Origin of the sequence: Ventrimonas faecis (assembly GCF_040096075.1) — a bacterium.
Classification (GTDB): Bacteria; Bacillota; Clostridia; order Lachnospirales; family Lachnospiraceae; genus Brotaphodocola; species Brotaphodocola faecis.
In genome coordinates, this window is the sequence record NZ_JBBMFJ010000012.1 from 38,710 (window position 1) to 50,945 (window position 12,236).

Below are 12,236 nucleotides of genomic sequence, written 5' to 3' on the forward strand. Positions count from 1 at the left end.
CGCAGATACAAGTTTTTGACTGTGAGACTATTAATAATTCAGCTTATTTTTGAATATTGTTGATTAAATTATTAAAATTGTTGCTATTTTTTGTATCTCCGTGGTTTCATAAATCGGATTATGTGAAAAGAAAGCAGGGGGAAACGTGGCATTAGAACATGATACACAGGTGCTGGCAAAGCAGATTTTGGAGGATTTGAAGCCGGAATTGATCCTTCCATCTCCGTATTCTATATGGGATCCCAGCAAAATGAAATTTGAGGTCGCGGGCGTTACAAATCCGCAGTCATTAGCGGAAATGCAGGCGTTACTGGTAAAGAAAGCATTTACCGTCTCTGATATGTATATTTTACGTGTGATCCGAATGCTTGGGCATGCGGATCTGTTATCAATCTGTACAGTACTGGTGGCAGAACGGGAAAAGGAAGAACGAAAGGCTAGGGAAGAAAAGCGGCCGGCGCGTTGTATTCCGAAGTTGGATCGCCGTTCCTTGAAAGAACGTCTTGATACGTTGGCAATGAGTGGTTTGGTTATTGTTGAAAAGTTTCAAATCAATGAAACCGTATATGCATATTTGAAGAGTGCAAAATCAGAAGCACACCAAACCCGGCAGATTTATTCGCTTACTGCCCATGCAACATACGCTTTTCGGACCATGTTGGAGGCGGATCAGCAATTAAGATTTGATTCAAAAACAATATGGCTTAATGAAATGACGAAGATTGAGCGGGCCAATGCTGGGTTACTTGCGGCGGTTTTTCTGAAGCAGAAGTACATGTCAAAATATATTTTTTCCTATCGTCTGAAGAATGTGAAAGGGATAGAGGAATTACCGGCAATTATTGATTTTAAGAAAGAAGGGGTTATGCCCACTCGCCTGGTAATCTTCGCGGTCAATTTTTATACGAATGAGAGGATCGTAACCGAAAAAGATCATTCGTATTATATAAACTCAAAGGTTAGGGGATTTTGTACAGCTCTGCGTGCAGTAATCCATGAGACTACAGGAAATGGATCTACGTTTGCAGCCATCATATGTGAAGATGCTAAAGGCATACAAAAAGTAATTTCGATGATCCAGAGCATTGATGAGCCTTTGATGAAGCATTGTGTTTTTACGACAGGGACAGTATTGATATCAAGGAGTGCGCTTTCAAAGGCAGATGTTTTGCCAGGATGTTTTGTAGAGCCGGTATTTAACACGGAAAAGGCGCGGTGGCAGATTGTTGGAGCAACAGGTTTTTATTTCCTGGAAGCATAAGAAGGGAGGAAGTAGACTGCCTGGCAGCGGACTTAGGCAGGAAATCATATGGCAAAAATAATGAAGGACACAGCACAAGAGCAGGCGCTTTTAGAAGTGGCCGATCTGCTCCAGCAGCTTAAAACATTGGATAACAGTACTAAAAATCCAGAATCTTCACTGAGTTGTACCCATCGCGTTGGCAGTGGACGAATGCAGCGCCTTCCAATTCCTGAAAACTATCTGGTTAGTATGATTGCAACTGTTCAGGCTGATCTGCAGAAGAAAATAAACAGCCTTTGTAAAAAATATCGCATTGAACTGGAAGCTGATGAGGCAGCATTGATGGGAACGGGAATTGGAGATGAGATTGAGTAATTCACCTGCTATAGCCTGCAGTTTCGACTATAGCGGCTGGCTTTGGGAAAGACCGTAGTGGCTGATCTTAGCCAGTGAGAGAAGCTGAAAAGACTAAAGGGTAAGAATTCATATGTCATTTTTGAAATTGCTGCAGAAAAACCGAATTTATTGATCGAATAGTGGAGATTTGCAATGAATAAAAGAAAATCAATGAGCCGTTATGCCTTCTTGCTTTTGGGAATTGTGATTATGTCGGAACCGGTCCTGTCTTATGGATATACGATAAAACAACCGATGGAATTAGAGCTTTCTTCATATGGAAATGCTTTAGGGGATACAGGCCAGAATGCAATAGAGGAAGCTAGTCCGCGGGAAATGGTATCCTGGAAGGTTTATTTTGTAGATGAAGAGAGCCGACAAATCCAGTTATCCGCAATGCGCAGTGGAACGATTTTAGAGGGTGAGGAACTGGTTATACCATATGCGAACAGCCTGATTGTTAATGGACACCGATGGCTGGCGAATGAAGATTCACCATATCGGGTAAATGTATATGGGCCGGGTGAAAAAATAATCTATATTACTTATTCGGATGAAGGACCTGTCGTGGATGTAGACGATCCAGAGGCGTCGGAACGGGAACGCTTTGAAATGTATCTTGAAAGGGCTAAAAAAGCGGATGCGGCAATCACTGGAAAAGAAGCAGGGGAGATTCTGGATGACCAGATTATTTGTGAAAGCAACGCCAAATGTTCTTATCGTCTGCGCAGCCTGTCTGCACAGATAAAAAATACGGCTGCCACTCCTGTTTATGTGATTGCAAAAGACTGTGCGGCAACAGGGATAATTTTGAAGGAATTATATAGTACTTCTGTGGAGTACAGCGCAAATCTTCTGGACACGATTCAGCTGGATGGAGCGGAATATAGAATTTATGTGTTTCTTGTGAATAAAAAATTTGGGGAAACTTGCAGCCATAACTGGAAACTGGAGAAGCGAACAGAAGCAACATGCCTGTCATCAGGGTCAGAGAAATATGTTTGCAGTATCTGCAGTAAGACAGAAGTAAAAACGTTACCGGCCCTGGGGCATGTGGATGAAAATGGTGACTCATTATGTGACAGGTGTGGTAAGCGTACAGAGGAACAGAATAGCGGAGACCGGATCACGGCAACGTATAGGCCATCCCAGAGTGAATATCAGATGCAGTTTGTCTGTGTGAGTGAAAGCTTCCAGAATGGCTACCTTTACATTTCAGACACGGGAATACCGGCAAGTGAATTTGGAGGTTATGGATCACTTGATTATATGCTTTCTAATCCCTACCAGGCTTTTGTCGGTACATTTGCGGATTGTTTCAGCATTACAGGGCAGGCACTGATGCCGATTGATGCGGATGGCGCACTTGCGTATGCAGCTATTCTGTCAAAGGAAGAAGTGCTTGCATACCGAGGACAGATAGAGGGTGATTACATTACAAGAACCGTAGAAAATGGACAACTTGTGGTTGTGCATGAGAATGGATCAACAAGTCTCGTGACACCTACGGATGATATGCTGCTTCGCCCGGCTGTAGTACTCAGTGCTCCGGATGCCGGTACCGCGGACCCAATCTATTGGTCAGTGGGAGATGTGCAGAAAGTAGTGATTGATCAGAAGACCTACGAATTTTGGTGTGTAGATACCAATTATTACGATAAATCTGAAAATCATCAGAAACTGGCATTATTCCTTTGCGATGATGTGATTCCGGCAAATTATGGGAGTGAGTATTCCTATTTACCAGATGAAGCGGGCACTATGAGTCAGGTATTTCATCCGGGGCCAGTAGTAAATTTTGGTGATGAAAGTGATTATAAGTATTCAAAGATACATAACTGGCTGAGTGAGCATCAAAATAGCATTTTTCAGAGCTTTAACTGCCAGATTGGTGTAGACAGTGCATTTACCGGAAGTACCGGCAAGGGGCGGTTTGGTGAATTAAGTGACCAGGATTTGACTGTACATAGTATTGGATATCAGAGATTGACAGCCAGACTTTTTAGCTTGTCGGTGGAAGAGGCATTAAAGTATAAAAACTATCTTTGGAAATTTGGCGATACAGATTCGGATAATTCAGAATCTGTAACGGATAATTTCTGCAATGGATATTGGCTGCGTTCTCCTATGGGGAATACAGATGCTGACAGTGGATATGCCTATATTGTGGATCTGGTCAATGGAATGATCCGGCCGGAGGCAGTGAAACCGGATGGCAGCAGTACGGACGAGGAGTTAAGGGTAACTACCTCGATTGGCGTAAGACCAGCCTTTGCGGTACCGCAGGGATGATCATAGAAAATTAGTAGGAGGAATTTGAATGAGGAAACGAGGCGTTGTGATCTTAATGGCAGCTGCACTTACCGCTTCTGTTCCGGCAACCGCGCTGGCTGATCAGTTTGCCGGTCAGATAGCTTTGAATGGGGAGGCTGCTTCGGAAGATGTTGCTGATGAAGACAGTCAGGTGGACATGGATCAGACAGAAGAAGCTGATGATGAAGACCATGAAAAGTCGGAGGACACGGATTTGAAGGGCACGGATGAGGCAGAAGCAGGAACGGAAGAATCTAATCCAGAAGAATCGGAACCAGAAGAGTCAGAGGAAGAGGTAAAGGAAGCGGAAAAATCTGATGAGAGCGGTGAATCAGAAAATGAGGATGCTGACTCAGCGGAAATGGAATCGAAAGAAGATGAGTTGGAGGACGAGGACACAGAAGAAACCGAAGAGGAGAAGATAGTGGATGAGACAGAGCTGGAGGATGAACTCCAGAAAGAACCGTCAAAAGCGCCAGAAGAGGAATCCGGGGATATGCCGGAAATCGGAACGGAAGAATTTACAGCATGGTTTAAGAAAAACTGTAAAGAAGATTTTTTATGGGAGATGCTGGCAGAGCATGTAGAGGATGACACATTTTTTACCTGGGCGGTAGAACACGATAAGCTGTATTATAAAGCGTTTAAATCCTATCAGAAGATCCTGGAGAAAGACGGGCAGCCAGATGAAAAAATATCTTCCGAGGTAGATGCAGAAACAGAAGAGAACATGGCCGTACTGGATGAAGAGGTGGAGGAACTGACATGAAAAAACGTAGATATCGAAGACTGTTTGCGGTGTTGACTGCTGCGATGTTCAGTGCCTGCAATGTTTCTACCGCGCTTGCGATGCCACTGCAGGAACTCACGGAAGATTATCAGGACTTCAATACAAAGCTGGTTGAAGAGAGTCGGCCGAAGGATATTGGCAGTGATGCATTTTCAGAGTGGTTTTTTACATATTTGGAAGAAGAAACTCTGTGGGACTGGTTTTACGGTGTTATGGAGGATGATACCAACGAAAATTACAGCGCACTGTATTCCTGGTATGAAAAAAATCAGGAACAGATTGCAAAGCAGTTGGGGACAAATGCCCCGGCACTTATGGCGAGCAGCGTAGGTGATCTTTGGAATAACTGGATCGATGGAAATTTTGATCTTACCGGAGACGGAACGGAGAGCAATCCGTATCAGATTGAAGATCTGGAGGATCTGATGATCATGACACAGGCGATTGCAGCCGGTACAGGTAATTATGATACTGCCCATTATCGGTTAATGGATGATATTGATCTTTCCTTTACCATTAATAATGGAAACTGGAACCCGATTGGTTGGTATCAGAATACAGCACAGTTATCAGGTAATGTATCCAATAGTTTTAAAGGTACTTTTGACGGAGATGGCCATACAATCAGTGGCCTGAAAATTGTAAATATTTCAAAAAATCTTCAGAATGTTGGCCTTTTTGGAGTCCTGGATGGCGCGGTTGTAAAAAATCTGGCCATCGAAGATGCCCGTGTATATGGATATAACCATGTTGGTATTCTGGCCGGCCAGATAAAAGGAGAGTCTGTGATCACGGACGTGACAGTTGAAGGAACGGCGGCTGCCAACACATCGTCTGGTGGATATGCTTCTGATGCAGCAGTAGGCGGTCTGGTTGGAAAAATTTCCGGAAGCAATTCTGGTTCCAGGGCTACGATCGAAAATGTAACAGCAACCGTGAATACAGTGAACCTCGGCGCCACCAGTAAAACGGGCGGTATTGCTGGTGAAGTGAGCAATACCTATATTGTTGATACCAGCGTATCCGCGACCGGAAATAATATCCTGGGAAGATATTATGTAGGCGGTATTGTCGGCGCAATGAGCAGCGGTACATCCATTTATAATGTGTCTGTGGACGGAACAATTGGCGGAAACGGTGCCTACGCGGTAGGCGGTATCACTGGTTATTATGAAGGCGGAGAAATTGTTGTTGCTCGTATGTTCGGAGAGATCGGAAAGACAAATGCAGGGACAGCAAGAGAAGGCATCTTTATTGGTACCCGCAAAGATTCCGTTGATATGAAATATGGCACAACCTCCGGGAAGAACCTGGCGTACTGGTTCACGACTGCGGCCAATAAGACCAAGGCGATTGTCGGAAGTGGAAAATCATCGGATACAACGGTTACCGATGCGGCCCATATTGGATACTGGAATGATAATGAAGTTCACTACTATTTGAAAAATGGTGCTAATGAAACTTATGATGCCAGCAGATATTTCTACGAAGAACTGGAAGACGGAATCCGCAATATTGTAGTCATCAGGCTGGACCGGGATTTTACGGTAGCTGATTACGAGAATGGCCTGCCATTTTCCATTGATCATTATGCACCGGGAACGTATGGGCAGCCGGTGAAAGGCTATTTATTATCGGTTAGCCGTGTAGATGTAGCAAATTCCAATGGCACGTTTGATCAGGATGTGGCTACTTTTACGGCATATCCGGGAGGTGCCAACAGTTTTTACCGGATCATCGATAAAGATAGTTCTGCTGCTGTCAGACCGGGAGAAACGGTTCATGTAACGACCGCGGCTAAGAATACAAATGGAAGCATTTATCAGATGGTAACGGATGAAAATGAACCTGGCGGCGTAAAGCCACCAACCTATACGGATGAGGACGGAAATCCGCAGGATATGACGTATCAGACCGGTGGAGGATATACGTTTGAAATGCCAGAGCATAGCACAGAGCTGGATGTAGAGTACATCAGAACAACCTCAAAACTTTCCATGGATCCGGCCAATGTGACGTTCCATGTGGTACAGACACGGACCGGGGATCGGAAAAATCCAACGGTGCAGACAGTAGTATTGGATGGCAACAACAATCAGCTTGCAACGTATACCGGAAATGATCTTTCCGCGATCAATGTTAATCCGGTTACGGTAAATGCCGTACATAATGATACCGGAGCAAGTACGGATAAAACACACAGCTGGAGCATTGACGATTCTGATCTTGTGGTAAATGCATCCGATGCAGGTTATGTGGAGACGGCTGCAAAGATCAAACCGAATATGGCCGGCAGTTGGATCAATGGCCTGTTAAATAAAGCGGTAAAAGCGCAGCAGGATAACAATTACTTAAGTGCAATTCCGGCCACGGTAACCAGCAAAAATGCAATTTTGACAGCTTCAACCAATGCGGACACCTCACCGGATCATAAATCTGTTTACGGAAATGTGACCGTTACGGTTGATTTTAAGATTGTGGATGAGACAACGCTCCGCGTTGAGGGAGTGGAATTAAACAAGAACAATATTACCTATACCATTACCAGAAAACTCACTGGAGACCGGAAAAATCCGACAGAAACCATTTTTGCAGATGAACCGCAGATCTTGGCGGCAAGTCTCAGACCGGCCCAGAGTTTTACCCAGAATGTACGTTGGGAAGATGAGAATCCGAAACAGTATTTAAAGATCACTCCACAGGGAAGCTTTGAGCATGAGCTGAAGGTGGAAGCAAAGTATGATCCGAATGGTGCTGATAACCCTGCATGGATCCAGAACGTCATCAATGCAGATAATCAGAAGCGGGATGTGGATCCTTATGAGAAGCTCTCCGGAACAGCAACGCAGATAGAGCATGTGACCGTTACCAGTGAAGATGCGACGAACGGACACCAGACAGCAGACTGCGAGGTAACGTTGAAATTTGTCACTGTGGATGAGACCGTCATTCACCCGGAAAGTGTTCAGATGGGCCAGAAGCAGATGAAATTTGATCTTGTGGCAACCAAAGAGGGTGATGTTAATTCAGCAGTGAAAACGCGGACTGGATTTGAGCCGGTACAGCTTAGTTGTACTGTATTGCCGGATTGCAATTCCGATGCTTTACATACGCCATATAACCGTGAGGTGATTTGGTCCGTATCGGATACGGATGTGGCAAGTATTTCCCAGACCGGTCTTCTGACACCGAATCCAAATGCACAGTGGATTAAGGATGCTGAGCATGTAGCGCCGTATACCGGAACCAAGACGATCAAAGCGATTGCGACAACCGTTGACGGTCAGAAGGTGGGAGAAACCACGGTGGTTTTAAATTATGCTGCAAGATGTATTGAGATGCCGGAAACAGAAACTCTGGATCTGGTGCTCACGATGACTGGAAGAAGAAACGCTCCAACCTATACGTTTGGTGATATGCCGGAGAAACAGGTGATTGCAACAACATATCAGGAAAAACGACTGATTACTTACAGTTCTTCTAATTCGTCTGTGTTGCAGGTATCTGCCGATGGAACGATCCGGCCAGTTCAGGATGTTGGTCTGGAATGGATCAAAAAGGCATGCGTAAGTCCGTATACGGGAACAATTCAGGCGGTTATTACCGGAACGGATGCGACAGGTTCAGACAGCACCGTTGTGACATTAAAAATTACAGTATCCGACCAGACAACCTATTCATCATCCTCCAGCGGCGGTGGAGGTGGTGGCGGTGGCGGAAGCCACAGCTCAAAGACAGTGGCCACCTCTGGAACAAAACCTGCTGTCAGCAGTCTGCCGGAATATGTTGTAAGAGGAACATGGACAGAAAACGAGCAGCACAAATGGATGTTCCGCGATGATACTCGTACTTATGCATCGGAATGGGCAGCAATTTATAATCCATATGCGGATAAAACCAAAGGCCAGCAGGAGTATGACTGGTTCCGGTTTGACGAATCCGGTTATATGGTGACAGGCTGGTATACAGATGTCGATGGAAACAGATACTATTTGAACCCGGTATCGGATGGTACACAGGGGCGTATGCTAACCGGCTGGTACTGGATCGACGGAATGTGCTATTACTTTAACCCGGTCTCTGATGGAACCCGAGGAGCAATGAAAAGAAATTGTGAAATTGACGGATATCAGTTAAATGCAGATGGTATTTGGGTTGTGAATGGAGTAATCCAGAAAAAATAAATATACCAGGTGTATTTATTATTTTGGTAGTGCCCTGTTACAGGGCACTACCATCAAAAAATAAGTGACCATACACAGGGGGAGCTGCCATTGGAAAAGCCGGGAAACAAGCAAGATAAAGAGTCCGGAAAGGATTGGAAATTACTTTTTGAATTGTATGAAATTCTTAAAAAGAGAGTTGATGCCAGGGAAGAAAAAATGCGGGATTATGTAAGAAAAGTTGGCTTGACAGAGAAAGAAAAGAATAAGGATGAGCAGCAATAACAATGCAGGGAATCGTATGCTGTCAAAGGGATACGGTTCATTTTCCGCTGGTGCGGTGTGTACTTTGAAAATTGAATAGTATGATAGCAAAAGAATATGCAGTATGGAGAATTCCCATGCTGCGGAATATGAATAACGTTTCTTGATTATAATTGAAATGCTGGTATCACCGAAAAAATGTTTCGTTTTCCAACTTAACATCCGAAAAAATGTTATAATAGAATGACGGTGTGGAAAATATGTGTTTTGTATGAGGCTTTTATGGAAAGAGAACTGTTTACTAAGTTGGAACGGTGGATGAAGAAAAAGAATAGAAAGCCATTGATTATACAAGGGGCAAGACAGGTCGGTAAAACATGGATTATGAAGGAATTTGGTGCCAGATTCTATGAAAATACCGTCTATATCAATTTTGATAATAATAAAGCGATGAAGGACGTATTTGAGCTGGATTTTGATTTAAAGAGGATCCTGTCGGCAATTAAAATAGAATACGGGAAAAGTTTTCAGGCAGAGAATACCCTGATTATTTTTGATGAGATTCAGGAAGCACCAAAGGCCCTGGCATCTTTAAAGTATTTTTATGAAAATGCTCCACAGTATTCTATTATTGCAGCCGGTTCATTGTTTGGTGTTGCATTGCACCAGGGAACATCTTTTCCAGTGGGAAAGGTGGATTTTTTGAAACTATGTCCAATGAGTTTCAGTGAATTTCTTTTGGCGGTTGGTGAAAATGGGCTGTATGAAACACTAAAGAATCGGGACTATGAACTGATCAATGCGTATGCGGGAAAATACGTAGATCTGCTAAAGAAGTATTACTACGTGGGCGGAATGCCAGAGGTGGTACAGACCTATATTGATACTGATGATCTGTATGAAGTTCGTGAGATCCAGAATAATCTTCTCCGGTACTATGAGGAAGATTTCAGCAAGCATGCTCCCAAAGAAGTTGTGCCACGTATTATGATGGTTTGGAATTCAATTCCTTCCCAACTGGCTAAAGAAAACCGGAAATTCATGTATGGTGCGCTGCGCGAAGGAGCACGGGCAAAGGATTTTGAACTTGCGATACAATGGCTCGAAGATGCAGGATTGATTTTGAGGAGCTACAGGGTCTCAAAGCCGGACATTCCACTTATTGCATATATGGAAATGAACAGTTTCAAGATGTTCATGTTCGATGTGGGATTATTAACCGCGAAGGCCGGATTATCGGCCAGACTGTTGCTTGAGGACAGCCGGATTTTTGAAGAGTTCAAAGGGGCACTCACAGAGCAGTATGTTGTGCAGGAACTGCATGCAGCCGGATATCCGCTTTATTATTTCGCGACAGAGCGTTCAACAGGTGAAATTGATTTCATGCTGCAGGGAGATCTTGATTGCATCCCGCTTGAAGTAAAAGCGGAACAAAATCTTCGTGCAAAGAGCCTGAAAGCTTTTTGTGACAAATATCAGCCAGACATGGCGATTCGAAGCAGCATGGCAAATTATAAAAAAGAAGACTGGCTTATTAATGTTCCATTATATATGCTCGCTGAGTATTTAAAAAACATGGTGCATGTAAATTAGGCTATAGGAGAAACAGGCTATCGTTCGGTGGCCTGTTTTTTTAGTCAGATTTGAAGTATTCATATTCCGCAGCATGGGAAGAGGAAGAAGTATCTATGATTGATGTTCGATAGTTATGATTTTTATTCAAAAGGGCTTTTGGATCAGGTTGGTAGTTTACATATCAGCATGGATCGTATACAGTGATTATAGAACAGAGGAGAAGGAGGAAAGGGGTTTATGAAAAGACTAACCATTTTGTGTGCGGCGTTGACCGCAGCGATGTTTATGAATATGTCAGCATACGCTGGGACTTCAGAAGTGGCAACAGAAGTCAGTGCCGGTACTGTATGTTTACCGGGAGCTGATTTAACGGATGTAATGGGCAGCGGTGCTATTTTCAGCGATCAGCATCCGGAAATTACGGATCCGGAATATTACTTAAAAGAATGGTACAATTCTCCGGAAGAAAGGGAACAGAGCATTTTAAATGCGCATGGAGAGTATAAGACACCATACAACAATTACATGGATGAGGCATATCCACTTTTGCAGGAATTTCTTCATAGTTTTGACTGGATCCATGCAGATGAATATACCAGATACCAGAAAGCTTTTGAAAGAGTCGGGGCAGCATACCATGGAAATGTCTATGATGCGGATGCGGGATACAATCGCAGCAAAGAACGGTGGTTAGTTCTTCGTACCGGACATGGGATGTGTGAACAGTTTTCCAATGAACTGGCAGAGCTTTGTAAGCTGGTAGGCGTCAGATGTGAAGCATATCAGTCCTCGGCCTACCATAAGCGGTGTTTGGTACAGATTGGAGAAATCTGGTACGTGGTTGATCCAACCAATAATGGGGTGAAGAACTGCAAGGCCGTTGATTATGCGGCGGAGAGAGATCGGTATAAAAACGAGTATTTTGCATCAGAAGAAGCGCAAAAATTGCAGGAACAGTTAGATTTACAGAAAAAAGCTGAAAATGGGGAAATATCATGGCGCGAATATTATCGTACCATATGGCCAGATGTTTCTGACGAGCAAAGACAGGCGTGGCTCGGAATGACATATGATGAATATGAGCAACTTTACAAGTAGTGAAAGTGCTTTATAAATGGATATAGGAAAGCAAGCTATCAAACAAGGTAGCTTGCTTTTTTCTTTTTATAAAACAATCAGAAAATGGAGTATAAAGAGATGAAAAAATTTCGGAAGAATAAAAAACGAATTTGTGCAGGAATATTAGCGTTTGTTCTTAGCGCATCGCCAATATTAAATGATATCCCATCATTTTTTCTTTCCAGTGAAGCTGCAACGTATGGTGATACGATGCAGGCTTATATTAAGGACTCTGGATTTCGCCAGTATTGTATTGATGGAATGTCACCAAATAATGCATTGGGAGTGGCAGACCGATATGTGTATGTAAGTCCGTATGCATCGCTGAGCGAAGCAGAGGCTGGGCAGATATTTTTTGCACTGCTATCATTAG

Annotated in this window: 8 protein-coding genes; all 8 read left to right on the forward strand. The window is 43.6% G+C overall.

Features of this window, described 5'->3' with window-relative positions; translation table 11 throughout:
• Positions 1-145 precede the first annotated feature (145 nt).
• The 8 genes from WMO41_RS07395 (at position 146) to WMO41_RS07430 (ending at position 11,842) form a co-directional block, all read left to right on the forward strand.
• The gene (locus WMO41_RS07395) at positions 146-1,261 is read left to right on the forward strand and encodes a hypothetical protein (protein WP_349229199.1); all 1,116 of its coding nucleotides are present in this window, start codon (positions 146-148) and stop codon (positions 1,259-1,261) included.
• 48 nt (positions 1,262-1,309) lie between these two features.
• Positions 1,310-1,618, forward strand: a complete 309-nt coding sequence (locus WMO41_RS07400) for a hypothetical protein (protein ID WP_349229200.1) — start codon at positions 1,310-1,312, stop codon at positions 1,616-1,618.
• Positions 1,619-1,792: 174 nt separating this feature from the next.
• Entirely contained in the window at positions 1,793-3,931 is a 2,139-nt protein-coding gene (locus tag WMO41_RS07405) for a DUF6273 domain-containing protein (RefSeq protein WP_349229201.1), read from the forward strand.
• 28 nt (positions 3,932-3,959) lie between these two features.
• Positions 3,960-4,721: a hypothetical protein gene (locus WMO41_RS07410; RefSeq protein ID WP_349229202.1), complete on the forward strand. Its 762-nt coding sequence runs from the start codon at positions 3,960-3,962 to the stop codon at positions 4,719-4,721.
• Positions 4,718-8,926 (forward strand): hypothetical protein, encoded by a 4,209-nt coding sequence (locus WMO41_RS07415; RefSeq protein WP_349229203.1) that lies wholly within the window; start codon positions 4,718-4,720, stop codon positions 8,924-8,926. Before WMO41_RS07410 ends, WMO41_RS07415 begins: the two co-directional genes overlap by 4 nt.
• 90 nt (positions 8,927-9,016) lie before the next feature.
• Entirely contained in the window at positions 9,017-9,190 is a 174-nt protein-coding gene (locus WMO41_RS07420; protein WP_349229204.1) for a hypothetical protein, read from the forward strand.
• 261 nt (positions 9,191-9,451) lie between these two features.
• The gene (locus WMO41_RS07425) at positions 9,452-10,762 is read left to right on the forward strand and encodes an ATP-binding protein (protein WP_349229205.1); all 1,311 of its coding nucleotides are present in this window, start codon (positions 9,452-9,454) and stop codon (positions 10,760-10,762) included.
• A 219-nt stretch (positions 10,763-10,981) separates the two neighbouring features.
• Positions 10,982-11,842 (forward strand): hypothetical protein, encoded by an 861-nt coding sequence (locus WMO41_RS07430; RefSeq protein WP_349229206.1) that lies wholly within the window; start codon positions 10,982-10,984, stop codon positions 11,840-11,842.
• The last annotated feature ends 394 nt before the right edge of the window (positions 11,843-12,236 follow it).

Excerpts from the sequence above, each read along its gene's own strand:
- WMO41_RS07405 (WP_349229201.1), top strand. The coding sequence starts at position 1,793 with ATGAATAAAAGAAAATCAATGAGCCGTTATGCCTTCTTGCTTTTGGGA.
- WMO41_RS07425 (WP_349229205.1), top strand. The coding sequence starts at position 9,452 with ATGGAAAGAGAACTGTTTACTAAGTTGGAACGGTGGATGAAGAAAAAG.
- WMO41_RS07415 (WP_349229203.1), top strand. The coding sequence starts at position 4,718 with ATGAAAAAACGTAGATATCGAAGACTGTTTGCGGTGTTGACTGCTGCG.
- WMO41_RS07410 (WP_349229202.1), top strand. The coding sequence starts at position 3,960 with ATGAGGAAACGAGGCGTTGTGATCTTAATGGCAGCTGCACTTACCGCT.
- WMO41_RS07430 (WP_349229206.1), top strand. The coding sequence starts at position 10,982 with ATGAAAAGACTAACCATTTTGTGTGCGGCGTTGACCGCAGCGATGTTT.
- WMO41_RS07400 (WP_349229200.1), top strand. The coding sequence starts at position 1,310 with ATGGCAAAAATAATGAAGGACACAGCACAAGAGCAGGCGCTTTTAGAA.